The organism is Hafnia alvei, assembly GCF_964063325.1.
GTDB classification, from domain to species: Bacteria; Pseudomonadota; Gammaproteobacteria; order Enterobacterales; family Enterobacteriaceae; genus Hafnia; species Hafnia alvei_B.
Window position 1 is genome coordinate 4,221,254 of the sequence record NZ_OZ061315.1, and the last position, 19,698, is coordinate 4,240,951.

The 19,698-nt window shown below is 47.5% G+C and carries 19 protein-coding genes; 6 read left to right on the top strand and 13 right to left on the bottom strand.

The features are described from left to right. Positions 1-6: 6 nt before the first annotated feature. The 10 genes from AB3Y96_RS19660 to AB3Y96_RS19705 form a co-directional block, all read right to left on the bottom strand. Positions 7-285, bottom strand: a complete 279-nt coding sequence (locus AB3Y96_RS19660) for a hypothetical protein (RefSeq protein WP_367300019.1) — start codon at positions 283-285, stop codon at positions 7-9. Then, a complete protein-coding gene (locus tag AB3Y96_RS19665; RefSeq protein WP_367300020.1) occupies positions 269-658 on the bottom strand; it encodes a type IV toxin-antitoxin system YeeU family antitoxin in 390 nt (129 codons plus the stop codon). Before AB3Y96_RS19665 ends, AB3Y96_RS19660 begins: the two co-directional genes overlap by 17 nt. Positions 659-678: 20 nt before the next feature. Then, positions 679-900 carry a DUF987 domain-containing protein gene (locus AB3Y96_RS19670; protein ID WP_168780275.1) on the bottom strand — a complete coding sequence of 74 codons (222 nt, stop codon included), beginning with the start codon at positions 898-900 and terminating at the stop codon, positions 679-681. 18 nt (positions 901-918) lie between these two features. After that, positions 919-1,398, bottom strand: coding sequence for a DNA repair protein RadC (gene radC, locus AB3Y96_RS19675; protein ID WP_367300021.1), 480 nt, complete (start codon positions 1,396-1,398; stop codon positions 919-921). Between the two features lie 11 nt (positions 1,399-1,409). Continuing rightward, positions 1,410-1,871: an antirestriction protein gene (locus AB3Y96_RS19680; RefSeq protein ID WP_367300022.1), complete on the bottom strand. Its 462-nt coding sequence runs from the start codon at positions 1,869-1,871 to the stop codon at positions 1,410-1,412. Between the two features lie 91 nt (positions 1,872-1,962). Then, complete coding sequence (locus tag AB3Y96_RS19685; RefSeq protein WP_367300023.1) at positions 1,963-2,784, bottom strand: DUF932 domain-containing protein; 822 nt, start codon at positions 2,782-2,784, stop codon at positions 1,963-1,965. 210 nt (positions 2,785-2,994) lie between these two features. Next, entirely contained in the window at positions 2,995-3,321 is a 327-nt protein-coding gene (locus AB3Y96_RS19690; RefSeq protein ID WP_367300024.1) for a hypothetical protein, read from the bottom strand. 206 nt (positions 3,322-3,527) lie between these two features. Further along, a complete protein-coding gene (locus AB3Y96_RS19695; protein WP_367300025.1) occupies positions 3,528-4,118 on the bottom strand; it encodes a DUF4234 domain-containing protein in 591 nt (196 codons plus the stop codon). Positions 4,119-4,153: 35 nt separating this feature from the next. Continuing rightward, positions 4,154-5,488, bottom strand: a complete 1,335-nt coding sequence (locus AB3Y96_RS19700) for a hypothetical protein (RefSeq protein ID WP_367300026.1) — start codon at positions 5,486-5,488, stop codon at positions 4,154-4,156. Between the two features lie 406 nt (positions 5,489-5,894). Beyond that, positions 5,895-6,791: a GTPase family protein gene (locus AB3Y96_RS19705; RefSeq protein ID WP_367300027.1), complete on the bottom strand. Its 897-nt coding sequence runs from the start codon at positions 6,789-6,791 to the stop codon at positions 5,895-5,897. A gap of 240 nt (positions 6,792-7,031) precedes the next feature. On the opposite strand from AB3Y96_RS19705, the gene AB3Y96_RS19710 reads away from it, so the two are divergent. Continuing rightward, entirely contained in the window at positions 7,032-7,160 is a 129-nt protein-coding gene (locus tag AB3Y96_RS19710) for a hypothetical protein (RefSeq protein WP_280136011.1), read from the top strand. Between the two features lie 229 nt (positions 7,161-7,389). Here the strand turns inward: AB3Y96_RS19710 and AB3Y96_RS19715 are convergent, their stop codons facing one another. From AB3Y96_RS19715 to AB3Y96_RS19725, 3 genes are all read right to left on the bottom strand, one after another. After that, the gene (locus AB3Y96_RS19715) at positions 7,390-8,349 is read right to left on the bottom strand and encodes a hypothetical protein (RefSeq protein WP_367300028.1); all 960 of its coding nucleotides are present in this window, start codon (positions 8,347-8,349) and stop codon (positions 7,390-7,392) included. Between the two features lie 737 nt (positions 8,350-9,086). Continuing rightward, positions 9,087-10,733 (bottom strand): YfjI family protein, encoded by a 1,647-nt coding sequence (locus AB3Y96_RS19720; RefSeq protein ID WP_367300029.1) that lies wholly within the window; start codon positions 10,731-10,733, stop codon positions 9,087-9,089. Positions 10,734-10,910: 177 nt separating this feature from the next. Next, positions 10,911-11,216 (bottom strand): helix-turn-helix transcriptional regulator, encoded by a 306-nt coding sequence (locus AB3Y96_RS19725; RefSeq protein ID WP_367300030.1) that lies wholly within the window; start codon positions 11,214-11,216, stop codon positions 10,911-10,913. A gap of 310 nt (positions 11,217-11,526) precedes the next feature. Between AB3Y96_RS19725 and AB3Y96_RS19730 the strand changes: the two genes are divergently transcribed. The 5 genes from AB3Y96_RS19730 to AB3Y96_RS19750 all read left to right on the top strand — a co-directional run bounded on the left by AB3Y96_RS19730 (position 11,527) and on the right by AB3Y96_RS19750 (position 19,696). Further along, a complete protein-coding gene (locus AB3Y96_RS19730; protein WP_367300031.1) occupies positions 11,527-12,363 on the top strand; it encodes a hypothetical protein in 837 nt (278 codons plus the stop codon). 48 nt (positions 12,364-12,411) lie between these two features. After that, positions 12,412-13,221: an FRG domain-containing protein gene (locus AB3Y96_RS19735; protein WP_367300032.1), complete on the top strand. Its 810-nt coding sequence runs from the start codon at positions 12,412-12,414 to the stop codon at positions 13,219-13,221. A gap of 1,075 nt (positions 13,222-14,296) precedes the next feature. Next, positions 14,297-16,810, top strand: coding sequence for a type VI secretion system Vgr family protein (locus AB3Y96_RS19740; protein ID WP_367300033.1), 2,514 nt, complete (start codon positions 14,297-14,299; stop codon positions 16,808-16,810). Then, on the top strand, positions 16,807-18,978 hold the full coding sequence (locus AB3Y96_RS19745; RefSeq protein ID WP_367300034.1) for a DUF3274 domain-containing protein: 2,172 nt from the start codon (positions 16,807-16,809) through the stop codon (positions 18,976-18,978). Before AB3Y96_RS19740 ends, AB3Y96_RS19745 begins: the two co-directional genes overlap by 4 nt. Further along, complete coding sequence (locus AB3Y96_RS19750) at positions 18,971-19,696, top strand: hypothetical protein (protein WP_367300035.1); 726 nt, start codon at positions 18,971-18,973, stop codon at positions 19,694-19,696. Before AB3Y96_RS19745 ends, AB3Y96_RS19750 begins: the two co-directional genes overlap by 8 nt. The last annotated feature ends 2 nt before the right edge of the window (positions 19,697-19,698 follow it).

The following is a 19,698-nucleotide window of genomic DNA, read 5'->3' on the forward strand; positions in this document are numbered from 1 at the left end:
GACGTATTACCGTAAATGCGGTCGTTGAGTCAGAGGGCTTTTCTGTGGATGACCTCTCTGCCGGATGGTATCAAGTGCGGCCTCCAACGTGTCCCAGTTAATGCCCTGCTCAGCATCGTGGTGACTGGCAGCATGGCGTAAGGCGGCGCGAGCCTCTTCATCCGTGGCAGATGCATCCACACTGCGCACATCGTCTTCATACCAGAGTGAACATAATACGAAATTATCGTGCTGATGCTGTTGCAGCCGTTCAATGACCTCGCTGATTTTACAGGCGTATGGCATGGATATTAGCCTCCGGCTGCGCTTGAGGTGGTGTCGGGTAAATCGCGATATAAAGATAACCACAACTGCCTAAGCTATCTGCTTCGCAGGTCAGCCCTTTCGCATACAGCGTGACACAGTGCTGATGGTGCGGACTGAGTTCACTACTTTTGAGCATTAATTCCAGCTGTTTAAGCAATACCGGAAACGCCTGGTCGAGGTGGCGTAAATCCGCGTCGCTGAATTTACCGGTGATGCTGGCACGGTCAGCTAGGTAATGGAGTCGGTCGCTTTCCTGTACCAGCCGGGCACCAAAGCACGGCGTGACGGTGGGGCTAAGTCCCCACCAGAGCTCAGAAATATCATGGTTTACTGGCGGTGTTTTATTCGACAAGGGTGACTCCCTGATTAACGTTAATTGAGCGTGACGCTGCGTAATACGACATACGGGCCGTTGTGGTCCTGACGGCGTTCAGCGAACACGGCAAGCACACCGCTGATATCTAGAACATTCTGACCGGCATAGTGGCAGATGCTGCCGCTCCATTTGTATTTACCGGTACAGAAGCGAAACAACCGAGACTCTGGATGCTGGCGGTATATCGTCATCGCCTGACGTTTACTGATAATTTTCATGAGCGCTTTCTCCTTTGACTATAGCCATCCCCGTTCCGTGAATGACACAACCGCCATCCCACCGATAACCCAATGGTCAAGTAGACGTATTTCGACCAGGTCCAGTGCCTGCTTGAGCCGTGTTGTTATCTGGCGGTCAGCGTGGCTGGGTTCTGCTTCATGGGAAGGATGGTTGTGGGCCACGATAATGGCCGCCGCATTATGCTTTAGGCTGGATTTCACGACTTCGCGGGGATGGATTTGGGTATGGTTGATAGTGCCGGTGAAGAGGGTTTCGTGGGTAATGAGACGGTTCTGGTTATCGAGGAATAGCACGACAAAAGCTTCTCGCTCGAGCCCAGCCATGTGTAGGCGTAGCCAGTCACGTGCGGCGGTGGTTGAGGTAAATGACGCGCCGGGTTCGCGTAACTGGCGCTCCAGCAGGGTTAAGGCTTTCCGGATGGTTTTCTGTTCTGATGGTGCTAGTGTGGCGGCAAACAGCGGGAGTTGTTGTTCCATAGCACCTTATCTCAATCGATGATACGCATAATGGCCTGACATTCAGGGTGGCTGAGAGCATAGTCCCGCAGTCGGTAATAGTGCTCGGTCATGGCCTCGCACCCGGTACGGCAGGCATGGTGGCTATAGGTCATCAGACAGGCAGCTATTCCCGCCGCCTCAGCCCCCATGTCAGCGCGGTTGCCGTTCATGGCGTTGAATAATGTCCACGCGTCATCGCGGTCTTCATCAGGCTCAGGCTCCATAAACGCCCCGCCGTTGCTTAGCGTGTAGAACAGCCAGATACCGCCGGAATAATCAGCGCAAAATCGGTCCATCCAGCCAAAGATACGCGGTTCCAGGGTGATCCACTGCGGTATGCAGCCGAAATGTTGCGGCCAGAAGCTTCCACGCAGTTCGTCCGGGACGAGGGTTGCCGTCAGAGCCGGCGTAGTATTGTCAGCCAGTAATGAATGAGGGGTATTGAGGGGCATTGGATTTTTCCTCTAAGCATGAATGTGTTGAATGAAAAACGGATTAAGGAATAGACATAGATGTAGGTAGATCCCATGGGAGGAATGCAGGTTATTGGCGTAATAGGTCCATCATGTTCTCGGCCATCACCCAGAGCGCCCGGTTTAACTTAACGTCGCCATCGATGCCGTTAATGGCACGAGTGTGGGTGCGTTTGCCTTGTGCGGTGCGACCGCTTAGCCCGCCTTTCACGAGGGATTCCTGAATTCGCTGGTATGTGGTCCATAGGTCGTTCTGCTTGTCTTCATACCGTCGTGGCGTCAGCACCTGCGATGCGGTCACCGGCTGATGTTTTTCTCCAAAACGGTAGGTTAGTGCGGCATGCGCCAGTGCCTGCTGCGCCGGTGGGGGTAACAGCAGAGACTGCATGGCTTCACGCTTCTCCTCCACACGGTCAAAGACACCCAGCACCTCGTAAGCGCCTTCAATGACTTTTTCCACCACGTTGCCACGGTGTGGAACTTTAATTTCACCCAACGACTGTCCGCAGACCAGTGAATTGGTACAGATGCTTCGGAAGTACCCTGGCAAAAGCTGAAAACTCGACTCGCCGCCGTGCGAATTGAGGATAATGATTTCTGGGACCTGTTGGCCTGTGATTTGCCCCGATTTACGCAGGCGCAGTAGATGCTTGGTGTGCTCGCGACGGCTTGGGTCACGTACACGGGATTGGCAGGCAAAGAACGGCTCAAACCCTTCACGCTGTAGATTCTCCAATAAGGTAATAGTCGGGATAAACGTGTACTTGTCGCTTCGAGAGATGTGTTTGTCCTCACCAAAGACACTGGGAACGTAATGCATCAGTTCTTCATGGGTTAACGGACGGTCGCGGCGGATTTGATTCACCGCACCAAAACGGCTGGCTAATCGCATGATGTGTTTCCTTATTAAGCGGTATAAAAGCAAAAAGCCCCCGCATCCAAAAAGGAAACAGGGGCTTCGCGTAGCGGTGGTATTTGCCGAGGCGGGGGCGCCGGGCCTATCGCGATGATGAGCCCGGCGAATGCCCGTTTCTGGGACATAAAAGTAAAAGCCCATACCTCATATGCAGATATGGGCCCGATGATGGCAACCGATGAGCTATCAGCGGCCCATATACAGGACTTCAGCGCCGACTGTGCTTCCCCCCTCATTGACCAGAACGCGGACACGGTCATAAGTGCGATAGCCTGGGTTAAATCCCTCCCACTGCAGAACACGAAGTTTATGCCCCGGCGTCGCGGGGTCTTTCATTCCCGGAATGACTTCAAACATGGACCAGTCAACATCACGCGCATCATTACCGGTCACGGCTTCATAGGCTTTTTGCGCCGTCTGCGTGGCGGTCTGTACGGTTGCAGCATCCACTTGGGCCAGCGCGGGGGCTGACATCAATACGCTGATGACGATGAGCATGCTCAGTTTTTTCATACAATTATCCTTATTGGTGATATGCGTTTACCTGAGGTTTTGTCCGCGGTTGCCATTCCGCCATACCTGCCGAATGCACATTGCGCTCTATCGTCTTCACTGACGTTATCATGGCGAATACCATTTCTTTTATAGAACACGTTCATAGGTGCTTTCCGACGAGATGAATAAGCGCCCTCATGCCAGCGAAGCAGAGGGCCGAAAGATTACTGGGGCTGTTCCGGTGGTTGTGGCTGTGACGTCGGCGATAATGATGAAGGTTGTTGTTCCTGAGTGTCATTTGGGCCGGGGTGCGGCCTGCCGTGGATAATGTGGTGTTTTGCTAATGCGTCCGGCATCGCGTTAATGCAATAGTTAATGTAGAAAACATGGAACAGCACGGTCCATGCCGGATTCATCTTAAGCTCAAAGCGAAATTGCATCAGCGCGTACTGCTGTAAGGCGGCCCGAGCTTTGAACGCCCATACCACCATCAAAATAAACCAGGCGAATGAAATCAGACCGGCAATCCCTGACATCGTTGCAGCGGTATCATCATAGGCATAGCCATAGCCATACTCATTGAGCTGAAGAGGAAACATCAGGTGGAGGAGGATGGAGACCCCGGCACAAACGGCCATCCAAATAACCAGGACGCGTGAGGCGAAGCGTTGCCCGAGCTCATCCATCATTGCATCCTGGTTTTTATACAACCACATCAGCGGGTAAATCCCATACGTGGCGGCAGACAGCAAGACAAAATGCCAAGTCGGTGTTTTCAGTGTTTCTTTTAATGTTGAAATAGTGCGTGCGTGCATAAACGGTTCCCTTGTTATAAATGAACGTGGTGTGATTAATGTGTTGTGAAATACTCGCCCATCTTTTCACTATCGAGATGGCTATCGCTGGACAGAGAGGCCGTATCCAGATTTAAGGGGGTGGTGCACTCATGTGATGAAATCAGGTCGCCATTTTTATAGACCTGTACCCCATAGAACTCCACATGCCCCGTGTCTTTACTCAGCAATACATAGTCATATACGCCCTTATTGAATCGAATATAACGCGCCGCCCCCACGCCCAGCTGGGTGTAATAGTGGAAGGCTTTCACGCCGAACAGCCCCTCTTTAAGCTCAAGTTCGGTTTTGTCATTCTTGTCGGTATAGCGATAACGGTAATCCTGACCATCGGCGGCATAGACACTGACGTGCTTGCCATTATCGAGCGTGCAGAAGGCGTTAATGGGATAGGCCGTTGTCGACGGTGGTGGTGGTACCTGAACCGGCGTCGAGGGTGTTGATGAAGGTACGGATGGCGTTGGTGAAGCTCTATCCTTACTGAGGGCATAACCCACGCTGCCGTCTGGGCTAATCTCAACATCCACATCGGAAATCACCCCCGTATCGGGTTGTGTCGTGGTATAGCGGATAACGCGCACGACCTCGCCGTTAAGGGTTTTATCCGGTTGGCGTATGCGCTCCCAGACCTGTTCGTCTGCTTTGCCTTTGGGGTATGAAATCAGCCACGTGGACTTTGCCCTTGCCAGCGCTTGTGCATAGATATCAGCGGTCAGTGCCACCGCCTCTGGCGCTAATGGTGCTACACCGGGCACACGTTCAGGTCGTGTCGTTGGCTTGGCCGTCACGGGCTCAGGCGGATGTGATGCTTTATACTGCTGATTGAGGTCATCAAGGGTCAGTGAAGGTTTATTGTCAGCCACAGCAGAGGCTGTGGGGCGTTGTTCTGTGCGATGAGGAAGAAAAGCCCGGCAGGCTTGGGTAAAGTTTCCTTTGCTGAAATGAGAGGACTGGCCCTCAATCGTCACCTTAGCCCCCATAAACCCCGTGAACGCTTTTATGGCTTTAACTGACAGCGCCTGTGCACTCTGCTCCCCTTGCCCCATCGGTGTCCCCACGATAGTAAACGTGTGGTTATTCGTCGCACGGTTACACAAAAGGGTCGCTGGATAGCGATGCCCATCGATATCAATATCTGTAAAGCGCGTGCCGAACTCATCAAGGCGAGGGGCGCATCCACTTTCCATGTTCATAAACACGACGTTCTCACGGGCTACTACCGCCGTAGCGTTTTCTTCACTGCTGAGGGCCTGGCACTTATTACCTGTCACCTCCCAGTTATCCGCAAAATAACCACAACCGGTCAGCGCAGCCATGCCGATGGTTATCATTAAAAACTGCCGACCTCTTTTTATTGTCAGCGCCCGGGTTACACACATACCAGTACCTCCCTCATAGCGTGTCCTTCTGTTGGGTAGATGAAATGTCATGACGTGTGAAAGACGTGCATCAGCGGCCTATTCCAGCCACCGTGATAGCCGTCTTCTTTTTTGCTGCTTTTAGACGCCCACAATCACGCCAAAAGCCCTTACTTTTTTGATTGGTTAAAGCAATGAATGGCGCATTATCAAATGGCACATTGATAGATAATAACGATCGATTTTATGTTATCGATCGTTATTATAGATCGATAAAGTATTTTCTGATACCCATAGCACACAAAGCGTGAGGACTCTTACTCGCGCACGGAGTATAGGAAGACGAAAAAATGCGGAGAGGTATCAACCCTGTTCGTTCTCAACCAAAGTAACGGTCCCACAGTTGCATGGCGAACCGAACCAACTTTCTACGTAGCCGCCGGAGCACCACTGCCCAACCAAGAGGATAATGGCTGGGATAAATCACCGTATCGAATGCGATACCGGCCATATCACCAAAGGCTTGGCGTACCATAGCCTCCGCCTCCTTGGTTTTGTTTTCGGGTTTTAGCTGACGGTAAACCGCACTGCTGGCCTGAGGGGGAAGCGCATGTACCATCAGCGCCACAAACGCCGGTAGGTTGTAGCCGGTATGTGCCGACACCGCCATGACCGGGAATGAGGAGGGAAACAGGCTTGCGGCCTGCGCGCTGACCACCGCCAACGACAATAACTGTGTGGGTGAGGGCACCGCCTGTGTTTCGTCCCATTCATGGGCTGGCGAAATACGGTCAGCCTGCGTGAGCACAAACAGAAAGCGTGCCGAGTCAGCACCGTATTCGAGCAACCGACGATGTGTGGCAATATCCACTGAACGCGCACGGTCATCAGCGCGTAATACCCAGATAATCAGGTCAAGCTCAGCCAATAGTTCGCGGTAAAGGGCCTGATACTCTTCATCATATTCCGGTGTTTCACCGATACCGGGTAAATCAACCAACGTCATACTGCGTTCACCGACAGTGAATACAAGACGCTGGGGAACACGTGTGCAGGCGGTTAAATCATGAGTCAGGCAGACAGGTTGCTGAAATAACGCATTACACAGGCTACTTTTGCCTGCCCCTGAGCTCCCCATGATGCCAATCACGGGCTTATAGTGAATAGTCTGCTTAAGGTGAGCAAGAATGTGTTCAATACTGTTTTGCGGTAATAGCGTAAGGCTGGACTCTAGCGTATCGATGGGATATGGCTGAGACTCAGGGGGATGATACATAGATAACTCCTGTGAAAAGCGATGCCGGAAGAGAGTCAATCGGCGATTCACATGAGTAATATGGTCGTGAGATTTTCTGGAGTTCCCTGAGGCGTTGATTGTGTCCTCCCAGAAGCAGACATTGATCACACACAAGAAAAATAGTCATTAGAAGGCAGACTACTTCTATTGAGAATTTTCATGACACCCCATATATCGATATCGAGGGCTTCCCTCTTAAACCTTTAAAGGATAACTATTATGGGTCTTAAACCTGGTCCTAAACCAATTGCTAAATCGACAGGAAAACCTGATCAACGTCGACGTGACAATAAAGATACTCCCGGTAATACTCCGGCATTAAAACCAAGCAAATCCACTGGGAAATAAAAAACTCAGGGTATATATAAGTTATCTGTATACCCTGATAATGAAGCTAGATTACTTCTCGCAATCAAAGACTTTGGTTAATAGCTACGTGTTAGCGGTGCCCATCGGCGTAATTTCATTTCGCCTTAACGTCGGTCACTCATAGGAGATCGACATCAACGATGTGAAGGGGTCTATGGCGATGTATCAACTGCTCTACGTTGGCGAATTGACTAAAGGGCTGTTCTCATCACATAACCTCAGCGACACACAGCGGATCTTCCATGTTGTATGTTGAGCGAAGTTCCAGCCATAGAGTAGTAGACGGATACTGCTTCCCTCTGAACCAGGAATAACAGAGGACTTCACCAGGGTTTCCCATAGCGATAACGGGGACCGAGAAGAATCGGTTGTAAAACTCGATGATGGCATCTGGATCATGAGTATCCACAGCGAAAAACTTAAACAAGTACGTGTTAAGCATCAGAACAAGGATCCGTTCAAAGCGTTCTACTCCCCCTCGTCTAAAAGGATGAAGTGCCGATGAATGTTCAGACAAAAACCAATCATTAAATCGGCGTAAACGAGCCAGAAAGCGATCCCTATCGCCCGTTAAAACGGCATAAAAACTTAATGCGGCAAGCAGCTCCAGCAGGAAAGGCAAAAGGCGTTCATAGTGACATTTTAACGCCATAAAAAGTGCCCTCCATTCATCGAGCTCCAAACGATATAATTCTTCAAGTAGCAACGTGAACAAAGGCAGGTCTTTATCCATTCCCTTGAAGCTCATTGGACGAGGTTCATTACCATAAAACCTATTCAGCTTAATTCCCCCCAATGCTTCATTAACCTCCTGTAAACCAAAACGCCCAACCAGGCCATCATACAAACTGCCATTGAATAGGATCATCTTACCCATGGCTTTAATACCCGCAAAACCGCGGTCTTGAGCAGGAATACGATGTCCAATCATTCGGTTAATTAGACTAGGGCCTATCAGGATATTCGTCGCTGTATTCATGCCGCCTTTACTGACAGGATAACGATGGCACAATTCGAGTTTAAAGAGTGGTATGGGCTTACTTCCCCCACTCATCGACAACAGGTAACTACGCTGATGCTTCGCTTTGTATTGCTGCAATTTAATAATGTCAGCAACATCAGTAATACGGAGCAACGAGTTCAATTTAAACGGACTGCGAGCAACCATGTCCTCAATACGATACCAGTATGAGTGGGAGAGTAAGTTATTTAACAACTTCCGTGAAGCAAGTTGGCGATGAAGCACGCAACAGTATTTACTGTTTCGGCTATCTGCCAGAGATACACCGCAATAAAGACAGACATAGGTGGCTCTCAATATCTTATTTTCCCGATGATGGCAGAGCGTTTGATAATGCTTTTCACAAAGCCTCTCTCTCCCCGCAGGGGTGAATCGATAAATAGTTCCATTACAATGACTGCGTATACATCTTGCCATGACGTTATTAATCTACTTGGTAATATATTGATAAGAATAACAGTGAGTGTTTATCACTAATAAGATAGTGTTAAATGTATTAAATGATGTAGAGAACACCTAGCTTCTTGACCATTAAACTCAGGTATTTCCAAACTGCTTTTCATTGAACCTGTGCGCTGTATTTGACCGCATTCCTCTTACCTCCCCCCCCACAGATATTAATAATTTAAAACTCGCCCATGTTATTAACATTTATGATGCGCTAACGATATAGATATGATGACCAAGTAATGGGTGAAATATGAGCAACTCTCATTCCTTTACGTTGAAAAGTGCCGCTAAACTGCTAAATTAGCAACTTTGCGGCACATACCAGATGTCCATAAACCTAAATGGCTCACTAAACGAGCTATGTTATTTTATCGCTTGGTACAGTATGAACTTATACTCAACACAACAGTGATAACAATATTACAACAACCCAATCATACGGGGTAATGCGGCATTACCCCCGCAGGAAGTAAAACGCTAGCCTGTACAGGGATGAACTCACTGACTGACTTAGATTTAACACCATGAGGAAATAAATAATTGAGTCTGCAAGGCATTACTTCCATGATATTATTATTAGGTAAAATATACGTCGGCCCACCTCTTACATCACAGAACAAAAATATACTCTTCTGATGGATAAGTTGAGCCAATATGGACTCTAGTACTTCCCGTTTTCTTAAACGATTCGGTCCTCTCTGCATAATGTCACTTAACCTAATGGGTTCATTGAGTTGATCCATTTTTTGAATTAATGCATTTGCAATCCATGAGTGAAGTTCAAGAACATCCCTCTCAAACTGGCAACGTTCAGACATCGGATAAAATAACTCACTGGCTTGCTCAGTATACCAATCCATGATATCTAATGCGTCTTGCATACATTGCTTATCGATAATGTTATACCCTAGCACATTACTAAGAAACGTCTTAGTAGGTAATATAATCACATTTTGACATATGGCTGCTATCCTGACAGCATTATCAGAGAACTTTGAAATAAAGTCGCTGATGTGAGCCAACTCACCTCCGGGTATGATTTTTCTCTCCAGTTCCGTTCGCTTAGCCTGAAGTAATTCTTTTGCCTCCTCCGAAAGGTTGATAACTTCTCTAGGAATATTTTTACCATAGAAGCGTTTTTTCAGTATTTCCAATAATTCTTTCAGATAATCATGAAACGGCGCCAACACGTGTTCCAGATCTTCAATATCAACCTGCCGAGTACGATTTCCTATATTACTCTCTACCTGAGTAATAAGAAAACGAGCAAGAAATCCACTGGATTTTGCTGTTTCGCCATGGGTATGAAGATATTTATGAAACACACTAGGTTGGATCATCAATGAGATCATTAAACAAAGTTCAAGCTCATAGCTCTCACCCTCTGCGCGTTGGAAATCGTACGTTCCGCCATCCCAGCCTTTATTGAGCAAGGCAAGGTGGTTTTTCAGCATCCCTTTGAAGAACGAAATGCCTTCATCCGTAATGATCCCCGCTTCAGCCTGAAGGCTTAATCCCTGTATTAGCGCTTTGTAAGATACGTCTTCATAGATGAACTTCGGTTTAACGGGTTTCTGTGGCTCCTTGCTACAGTACTCTTCCAGTACCCGTGTTTCATTTTCGCCGTCATAACCGTGCTTTATCGCCTGTCTCAAAACGGCCTCCAACGCTTGCTGACCCGTTTTCCAAATGCGATGCTTGCCTTTGTACTCTCTTAGACGTGATTGATATTCTTCATTCATACCGGATATACACTCAAGTACCGGCTTCATTAACAATTTTAAAATAAATGACTTCCCCTCGCCAGACTCAGCGGCTGTCAATAGGTAGAGTGACACGGGTTTTGCTGCGCCACTATGTGGGAGTTTGACGGCGGTAATATACTGGCAGACCAACGACAGCACCGTGAGAAAAACGCTGACAATCAGTTCAACGGGGATTTGTGTATAGTCATGGAGTATCTCAGTCGCTTCTCGAATAAGTTTAGGAAGGCTTTTCACAGGAAAATGCGACCGTTTTCGTTGAGGCTGGGAAGTGGGCAACTGTTTAGACTGCGCGTTATAAGGTTCTGGGTAATGCATTTTTATTGTTCCCTTTACATAAAGAATATACGTCAGTCCATACATGACCGACGTAGATATCCCTCACGATATGAATATGATAATTCGGTATAAATAGTTTATTTGTTAAATAGAATATTTAGATTCAGTTCAACTATTTACTCCTTCCGGTAATATTATTATTTAATGCGAATAACGTTATCTGCTGGTTAAAATGCGATTGGTATCACGCTCATTTAACCATGCTTCATAGTCACTCTTACGCCAACGGCTCGAACGACCTAACTTCAGTGGACGGGGGAATAACCCGCGCTTAATAAGGCAGTAAAAATGCTTATCGCTAAGGTTACTGTGGGCCGTTATATCTTTCATACTGAGCAAAATGTTCGCACCCATAGCAAACTGGGCTCGCCCTTCAATGTCTGCTAGCCGTGGTGTTCCAATTTGTATATTCTCATGCCGATCTGTGTAAACCGGGTATTCTGTTTGTGGAGGGTTGGTCATCGTTGGTTCCTCTCTGTAGATGACAGGAGCTCTCTGCTCCCAACAGAAGAGAAATCTACAGACTGTCTGAACGCACCACGATACCGTCAGCAAAAAAATATTTAAATTTTACTTGATGCCTTGATTTTTCGTTTTTTTTATTGGGTCTGACATTGATGTGTTCTGGTCGAATTTTTGTAAACCCGCCTTAATGTGATCAATCACATAGAAACGGACGACGAGTTCAACAGAACATAGATTAAGATGAGAAAGTTTAGTCGTGATGATGAGGAGAAATTCGGTGGGAAGATCCAGGAAGGCAAGACGTTTTGTGGATGTGCATGGCGATACGCCGGGGAATTATTACTGGCAACGGTTTATGTCTCTGTACTATGTGGAAGAGCCATCATCATTGGGTAAGTATGCTTACAGTATGTTCAGTTCTCTTGAACCGCTGGAGCAGGTATATATCGGCGAATTAAAAAACGCTTTTGATGTATGGCTTGACGTGCTTCATGCAGCCCCGCCAGCCGAACCAACAAGTTTACAGAGTATGTTCCTTGATGAGCATATGCAAAGCTTGGCAAAAATAGATAAGGCACTGGTATACGATGCCTTCTTCCGTACTATATTTGAGGGAGAGATTAATCGAGAGGATATCTCAAATAAGCTGGACTCACTTCTTATCGACGAAGCAGTGCCGTACCCTGATTACTTTGAAGTCTCATGCTATTTTTATATCCTTGCCACCCGACATTTTTCCAATGGTGATACTGATACATGGGTAGTTCAGTTTTTCCGGGCAATGTTTGAAGCTGTGAATGCTTTAAGCCTGTTTACCTGTAAGCATGAGGCCTCTTTGCAGCAGGAAAGGAAAATAAACCATAAGAAAGCCTCTAGTAAAGGAGGAGAAAACAAATGGTCAAAGATCCGGGCAGAGGTCTTACGCTTATTGAAAGAAGAAATTGGCTCAGGCCAATGTCTAGGGACGTTTGAGAGTAATGCTGATTTGACTGAGCATTTACTTCCTAACGTAGAAAAGTATATTCGTACATGCGATTTAAAATCGCCTGACGACTTATTTTATACTATCGAAAATTGGTCAATAAGTCCTAAATCAGATATTTCTGCACTGTATGGATTACTGGTTATACAATCAGTTAAGTGAGGCAACTTAATAAACTATTCAACAAGGTATTAAAACACGGAGGGCTGGATGAAACTCGCTGATACGGAATTATTCGGAGTTGTTATAGTACCAGAGGATTTTAGTGAAATAATAAACTTGGCTACTTTAGATATTAATAATGATCGAAATATTTATATGTGGCGAGGGCAAGGTGATATTGCATGGCCAATACATAGCTCGGCATACAGACGCCTCATGAAGGATAGAGATTATCCATTAGGAGAACATGTAATGCGAGATTATGAGCGAGAGCTATTACTCAATGGTCAACATCAAGGATACCATTTCGAAAATGGCAGAACATTAAGTGATTTTGAGTTGCTAGCAAAGCTTCAGCACCATGGTGCAGCAACCAGAATGATCGACGTATCAAGAAATATCCTAGTTGCATTGTGGTTTGCATGCGATTCAGTGCGCGATAAAACGGGTCTTGTATTTGGACTACATTATTCAGCGATTAATGGATTTGAAGGACGACCTGACTCTCGATCTTATAATCAGGTATTCAAACGAGAAAGCGACTTATCGACAGATGAAGATGATTTCAATCACGATCCAAGATTATGGCAACCTCCTGTTGTAACAAAACGGATTGCTGCTCAAAGTGCACAATTTCTCTATAGCCGGGTCAGTTATGATACATCAGGAAGCCTGAGTTTCAGGAAAGATGAAAACCTGGTCAGAGTAATCGCCATAACACCGGAAATGAAATCAAAGTGTCTAAAAATACTGGAGAATACCTTTGATATTAGGAGATTGACATTGTTTCCTGACATTGATGGTTTTTGTTTTTCCAATAGTGTGAATTTTGGAAGTCACAGCAATGAAAGATGGTGAATAATCTAATCGGCAATCTACGAATGACCGTGGCAAGTGGCGTTAATTTTTTAATTTAAAACAGTTAGTTAAGATAAAATGACGGTTTAGACTATATCCTTACATTTACACTGAATGGACAACTGCTGATATTGCTGTAGATGGCACTAATAAATCACATTCCATTTTGCCTCATGCTCGAAGAGCATACTCTCGTCGATGTTGCAGATGTACCTAAAAGCAGGCAACGGTAAGCGTCTTCCCAGCACCGTCTGGCAGAACCTGAAATTCCTGGCAGGATAGCGGCTTGAGATTTCCACCAGTTCAACGCGTTAATAGACAAACTGTAATCTCATCCATGTTATAGCGAGTGTAATGGGCATTGGTACTTGAGAGTAGAATGCCAAACTTGATGAAATCGGCATGCATTCGTGGAATATGAAAGAAATGAGTTTGCATGACGTTCATGTTGCGTAGGCTTAACCGTCGGGTTCTCTATTGCTGAACAAAAACTATGAATATGCCAAACAGCCTGCGGAGAGAAAATTTGTCTGAAAATAACACAGGGTTATTGTATGGATTAACTGCTGTGAGTATTATCCGGCAGCTGTAGGGATATGCGACGTGTGAATAGCCCCTAGTTTCCTAGACAGTTCCGTGCCTCATGAACCAGGCTCTTTCATAAACTGCAGGCGGCTGATCCTCACAGGCACTGTGGCGGCGTTTAGCATTATAAAACATCTCTCTTTTACGAGTCCCCATCTTGCTATTGAATCCACCCTCGTCATCCTCCTTTTATTTCAAATTTAAGATATTTTTTTATATTTCATCCTCAGATACACCCTGATTTTTAATTACCCTTTCCGTGTTCTACAGCAGAAAGTGCCCTCTTCCCAAACAGCCAAGAAAGGTCTTAAGGACAGTCAATAAAGCAGTCTTATTATCAGGGATCACAAGTTGGTACGTTTTACCCTCACTTTCAGACTTAACCCCTTTCATTAGTAAGGCTAATCGTTTATATAAGGAACGTTAACCGATCCGACATCAACGTTAGCTTATCGCGGAGCGGTATTGGCATTAAATAAGGAGATTTATTTTGGCCAGCCATTCCCCCGAAGCAACGCTAAACCGTTATTTGCTTGAGATATTACATAGCAATGTGATGACTGATGTTGAGTCATTCATCGGTCATGAAGCACTCAGTACGCCCTATCGCTATACCATCCGATTTACCTCCCCCATAAAAGACATATCACCCAAAGATATCCTAAATCAACAGGCCACATTGTTGATGCGTGCGCCGAATACCGCATGGTCGAGCTATCTTGAAAGCAGTGAAAAGTGGCTGGAGACACGGCGAATTGAAGGTGTTTTCACGGCTTTTGAGCGCATTAGCACCTCGGCTGATGAGTCACTTTATGAGGTTGAACTCTCACACCCTTTAGCGCTGTTGGAAAGAACACGGCGCCACGCGATTTATCTCGATACAACCGTTCCAGAGTTAGTGAAACAAATCCTCAAAAGCCATAATTTTGAAGGGTATGAAATTGATTTTGATAACCTGTCATGTCGCTACCCGCATCGGGAAATGATTACCCAGTGGGGCGAAACCGACCTGCAGTTTATTCGACGCCTGCTCTCCGAGGTCGGTATTTGGTTCCGCTTTGAGGCTCACCCTGAACACGCGTTTATCATTGTGATGGTCTTCGCGGATAGCCAGCAGCGCTATATCTTCGATCATAAAATCAACCACATCGATACGAGTGGCTTATCGAGTAACAGCTACGCGGTTCACAGTTTAAAAGCGCGTCATTGTATTGTACCGGCTGAAGTCGTCGTCAGAAATTATGATTACCGACTGGGTGGCGCGCAAACGCTGGAAACACAGGCAGATATTGCGCGTCAAGACACGACAACCTACGGCAGTGAATACCACTACACCGATATTCACCATGCCCCCGGCGATCGGTGGCAGCAAGATCAAGATGCAGAAACAACCTGGTTCTATGCCCGTATTCGCCATGAATATTTACTCAACCAACAGACTCAACTTTCAGCAACGGCTGATAGCCCGGATATCACGCCAGGGATGGAATTAACGATTGCCGGAGACATCCCTGAGGCCTTTGCATCAGGATTTATTGTGACCACCATGGTCGCTAAAGCGTCCCGAAAAAATGCATATTGTGTTGAACTCAGCGGTATTCCCTACAGCGAAGACATCTGTTTCCGTCCAGAGCGACTTCCCCGACCTTGCATCAGCGGTACCGTTCCTGCACGCGTGTCATCATTAACGGCAAACGATCGCTATGCGCATCTCGATGCGAAAGGACGTTACTGGGTTAAATTTGATTTTGACCGACAGGATGAAGAAAAGGGCCACGAAAGTATGTTGGTTCGTCTGGCTCGCCCTTATGCCGGTGATACCTACGGTCATCACTTTCCGCTATTAGACAATACGGAAGTGGGCATTGCCTTTGAAGGCGGCGATCCAGAACGCCCCTACATTGCCTACGCCATGCACGATGAGCACAACCCTGATGTGGTTACTCATCGAAATAATACGCGCAATGTCATCCGTACCCCCGCAAATAACAAAATTCGCCTTGAGGATAAGCGCGGAGAAGAGCATATCAAGGTCGCCACCGAGCTGGGGAAAACCCAGCTCAATATGGGGCATTTAGTCAACGCGGAGCATGCGCTGCGAGGAGAAGGGTTTGAGGTCAGAACCGATAAAAAGGGAACGCTGCGCGCCGCCGAAGGGATCTTAGTTACCACAGAGCCTCAAACTCGCGCCCAAGGTAAGCAACTGGATATGTCTGCGACCATACGCCAGCTCGAGCAGGCGCTAACGCTGGCAAAAACTTTGCAGCAGAGCGCCAGTATCGCACAGGCAACGCCGGTTGATGCCACCAAACAGCAACAGCTGCAACAAGCACTCAATGGTCTCTCTCAACCGGGGATGTTGCACTACGCCGATGCGGGGATAGCACAGGTGACCCCCGCTTCTCTCCAGCTTTCGGCGGGCGAAGATATGGTGTTAACCGCAGGGAACAGCAGCAGCATTAACATCCTCAAAAATCTATCCGTGGCCGTAGGGCAAGGGATCTCAGCCTTTGCGCGCAAATTAGGCATTAAGCTTATTGCCGCTTCCGGCGATGTCACGATGCAGGCGCAAAAAGGGGCCATCGGCATTCTTGCTGACCAACAGTTTAGTATGACCAGTGTTAATGGGCAGATGGTTTTGAGTGCCAAAAAAGGTCTACAGCTGGTATGCGGCGGCGGTGGATTACGCGTGAATACGGATGGTTCTGTAGAGATATTCTCGCCCACCAAGATTTCACAAAAAGCGCCGGTGCTCGTGTACCAAGATGGTGAAAGTGTCAAAACCATGGTTCCCGCCTTTGAATCAGGGACGTTCGCCCGTCGTTTTGCTTTACATGCCGATGGCGATCCTAAACAGGTGATTGCCCACCAGAAGTTCCGCTTAACGAAATCCAACGGTGAAGCCGTGGAGGGGATCACGGATGCTCAAGGATGCTCTCCTCTACTCGACATGACTGACTTAGAACAGGTGACAATGGAACTGCTCCATGGAGAAACCGCATGAATACCCCGTCGTCAAAAAATAGCAAACCCAGTCCTTACAATCCCACTATCGTGGCCAAAAATGAACTTGGGGTAGATGCTAAAACCGGTGGCGCAATGACCACCTGCTATGTCGGTCTCAAACGCCCGATGCCCTGTATCGTTATTCTGGTGCATGGCGTAAATGACGTGGGCGAGGCGTACCAAAACCAAGAGTCCGGTATGATTGCGGGCCTCAACCAGCGGTTGGGCAGAGACGATTTGTATCCGCATGAGTGGAAGGATTACGCCCTTGAGGAGGAGACGCCGCAAATGCGCGTTTGTGGTCCGGGCCGTTCACCGGTGATCCCATTTTATTGGGGGTACAAACCGGTCGATCACGCGACATGGGAAGCTGACCAACGCGAATATCGTGCGGCGATGAAAAAGAGCAAGAACAGCGCAGAGACCCCGCTGCCGTATGATGCTTATCAGGAAAATAATCCTGATAAATTAAAAAAATACGGTAACGACAATAACAGCCGATTCGCTAATGACTGTTTTGGTAATGTGCTGGACTCCACCGCGGCGAAAGGCGGCGGCACGTTTGCTAATGCCACCACGTCATTACCCGATATGCTTGGGCCCGGTGCCGGAGGGGTGGTCATGGCGGCCATTGGCTTTATGTCGAGGACCAACTGGATAAACGACGGTGATTTTACGCATCCCATCTATGACAATCCCCATCGTATCTACCAGTTCTTTGCCGCTCAGCGACTAGCTGATTTGATACTGACGATTAGACAAAATAAGCCCACCGAGCACGATACGATTAATATCGTGGCACACAGTCAAGGCACGCTGATCACCATGCTGGCCAATATGTTGGTTAAACAGGAAGGTGCCGATCCCGCCGACTGCGTGATCCTCAACCACTCTCCCTACGCGCTAGCCAATACGGTGATGGAAGGCGTGCAAGATGGCCATCACCAAACAGACAAAGCACGTCAGGAGACATTCAAGCACTTCTGCCAGCTGATGGCGACCAACCCGCACGCCAGTGTCGATGGGCAACACTCGGCTGCCGATACCCAAAGATTAAAAGACCGTGTGTGTTTACCGCGAGAATCTCATTGGGATACCGATCCTTGCTACAGCCGAAATAACTTTGGCAAGGTTTACAACTACTTTTGCCCAAACGATGGCACCGTATCTCTCAGAAGCGTGCAAGGCTTTGGCTGGCGAGGCATTCCTGATGCAATAGCAAACAGCATTCCGAATCTGCGCCAGCGGGTGTTTTATCAAAATTATCCGGTTGGGGGAGCGCCAGCGTCCACGCCGTTCAGAAAACCACCCGCTGGCAGCGGTGACTACGCTTATTCCGGCAAAACTAACCAGCCCTACAGCTATTCCGATGTCACCCCCAACGGCGAGGCTTTGCCAAAGGTATTCACCTTCAGCTTACAAGGCCAATATAACGACGAGAAGGTAAATAAAAAGTATCAACACAGCATCGAAAAGGGCAGTCAGGACGAGAATATATCCTATTCCGCCCGCGCCAATGCGCTAAAACGCGCGGCCCCGCCTAAAGTGGTGAATTTACCTTACAGCCTGCGTTATCAAACTATCGGACATGTACTTACCCCCAGTGAACTGGCCGTAGTGAGTGTTGATCAGCTAACGCCGGTGATCAGTGGGCGTGTAGTGGGCACTAACGACGCGAATAAAATGCTGGAGCTACGCTGTGAAAAAACCAAACGGCAGCTTGAGGATGAATGGCGAAAAAGCGATCCGATCACCTACAGCCAGCACTCTTCCATTGTCGCCAACCCCGAGGTGCCTAAATTGGCGATGGCCTACGATTTAGCCATCGGACAATGTCTGGCGTTTGAATTGCAGGGCGGGCAGTTTTGGAACAGCCTGCTATGGCGCGCGGATTGGCGAAATAAGAACAACCCCAATATACCGGCTAAAAAGTATTATCAAACAGGGATATTACCATTTGGTGTTACAAAAGTGTTTATGAGCAAAGCAGACGAAATTTTACCCACTGGTGAATTTGGTGTCGTGAATGCATTTTACAATGCCAGTAAAGTTATTCCTGCTCGATACCCTGAAATTGAGAATAAAGAGGTAGCTCGGCTGCAATGGGATATGCCTAAACCCGCAGGCTATGGCGAAGTTCCTTATCAATACGGCGAGGATGCCTAATGAACACCAATATCGCTCTGATAGGCGTTCTGCTCTCGACAGTATTAACGGCGGGCTGTCAGGCAAAAAAAGTGAAATTCCAACGCAGGTTATTTACCGTTTTGATGACCATCGCTATCTGGAACTTAAAGGCTATAACTGTCAAGGTGCTGTCTATTATGTTGATACAAAACGAGGTATTCGCTCTGAGCCCTATAGTCAATTTTATCGAGCATTTGCCGGTAAGTTTATACATCCCTCGGAACGTTATATCGCCCTGACCTCATGGGAAGCTGATGGATTTGCTGTTTCTAAAGACTATGGGAAAACATGGCGTGCGATTACCTACGCCTCGGTCCCCTATGGCGTTGAGTCCGGAGGAGGAACCAGTCCCGATCGTGAAAACGTGGTGTCTTTCACCGTGGTGAATGACCAAGGTTTTTTACTCACCAAACAAGGCCACCTCTATCTCAGTTCTAAACCCTTCGATGACCCAAGAGTCCTCCCTGGAGGTCCGGGTATCGATTACACCTTCACCTACGATGGCAAAATAGGCACAGGACGGATCGATCCCCACTCACCAGGACAAAAATGGGGAATGTCATACATTGAACTGAGCACGCTGAAAGGCCAGACGAATGAAGAAAAAGCCGAATGGCAAGGGCTACCCACCAAAGTCCCTGAGGTAAAAAACTATACCGGTTGGGATCATATGCAATGCGATCCAGATAAGGAGTAAAA

Bases quoted from the DNA above. Each gene is read 5' to 3' on its own strand.
- AB3Y96_RS19660 (WP_367300019.1), bottom strand. From the start codon at position 285: ATGCCATACGCCTGTAAAATCAGCGAGGTCATTGAACGGCTGCAACAG.
- AB3Y96_RS19670 (WP_168780275.1), bottom strand. From the start codon at position 900: ATGAAAATTATCAGTAAACGTCAGGCGATGACGATATACCGCCAGCAT.
- radC (WP_367300021.1), bottom strand. From the start codon at position 1,398: ATGGAACAACAACTCCCGCTGTTTGCCGCCACACTAGCACCATCAGAA.
- AB3Y96_RS19680 (WP_367300022.1), bottom strand. From the start codon at position 1,871: ATGCCCCTCAATACCCCTCATTCATTACTGGCTGACAATACTACGCCG.
- AB3Y96_RS19685 (WP_367300023.1), bottom strand. From the start codon at position 2,784: ATGCGATTAGCCAGCCGTTTTGGTGCGGTGAATCAAATCCGCCGCGAC.
- AB3Y96_RS19690 (WP_367300024.1), bottom strand. From the start codon at position 3,321: ATGAAAAAACTGAGCATGCTCATCGTCATCAGCGTATTGATGTCAGCC.
- AB3Y96_RS19695 (WP_367300025.1), bottom strand. From the start codon at position 4,118: ATGCACGCACGCACTATTTCAACATTAAAAGAAACACTGAAAACACCG.
- AB3Y96_RS19700 (WP_367300026.1), bottom strand. From the start codon at position 5,488: ATGATAACCATCGGCATGGCTGCGCTGACCGGTTGTGGTTATTTTGCG.
- AB3Y96_RS19705 (WP_367300027.1), bottom strand. From the start codon at position 6,791: ATGTATCATCCCCCTGAGTCTCAGCCATATCCCATCGATACGCTAGAG.
- AB3Y96_RS19710 (WP_280136011.1), top strand. From the start codon at position 7,032: ATGGGTCTTAAACCTGGTCCTAAACCAATTGCTAAATCGACAGGAAAA.
- AB3Y96_RS19715 (WP_367300028.1), bottom strand. From the start codon at position 8,349: ATGGTTGCTCGCAGTCCGTTTAAATTGAACTCGTTGCTCCGTATTACT.
- AB3Y96_RS19720 (WP_367300029.1), bottom strand. From the start codon at position 10,733: ATGCATTACCCAGAACCTTATAACGCGCAGTCTAAACAGTTGCCCACT.
- AB3Y96_RS19725 (WP_367300030.1), bottom strand. From the start codon at position 11,216: ATGACCAACCCTCCACAAACAGAATACCCGGTTTACACAGATCGGCAT.
- AB3Y96_RS19735 (WP_367300032.1), top strand. From the start codon at position 12,412: ATGAAACTCGCTGATACGGAATTATTCGGAGTTGTTATAGTACCAGAG.
- AB3Y96_RS19745 (WP_367300034.1), top strand. From the start codon at position 16,807: ATGAATACCCCGTCGTCAAAAAATAGCAAACCCAGTCCTTACAATCCC.
- AB3Y96_RS19750 (WP_367300035.1), top strand. From the start codon at position 18,971: ATGCCTAATGAACACCAATATCGCTCTGATAGGCGTTCTGCTCTCGAC.